Annotated in this window: 1 protein-coding gene; it reads right to left on the reverse strand. The window is 49.5% G+C overall.

Features of this window, described 5'->3' with window-relative positions; genetic code table 11:
* Positions 1 to 374 (reverse strand): hypothetical protein (locus Q1B13_RS26915; RefSeq protein ID WP_299085974.1); only part of this gene is annotated, 374 nt, incomplete at both ends.

The following is a 374-nucleotide window of genomic DNA, read 5'->3' on the forward strand; positions in this document are numbered from 1 at the left end:
CAGGTTACAACGAAATTGCCATCGGCGAGTGCTGTAACATTCGGATTGCTTTGAGTGAGATGGTGAAATTCATTGACCACGAATTCACTGGTGATCTCATTTCCATCCGCGTCCAGAATACGCGCTTTGATGGCAGCTTGATGCGTATCCCCTTGCTGCTGGTCAAAAGACTGCCAGGTGACAACAAAATTGCCATTGGCGAGTGCTGTAACACTCGGAAATTCTTGCTGTCTATCGGTGAATTCGTTGACACGGAACTCGTTGACGACCCCAGTGCCATTCGCATCAAAAATGCGTGCCTTGATGGCAAGAGAAGTATCCCCTTGCTGCTGGTCAGAAGACTGCCAGGTGACAACGAAATGGCCATTGGCGAG

The sequence above is a fragment of the uncultured Ruegeria sp. genome (genome assembly GCF_947489545.1).
Classification (GTDB): Bacteria; Pseudomonadota; Alphaproteobacteria; order Rhodobacterales; family Rhodobacteraceae; genus Ruegeria.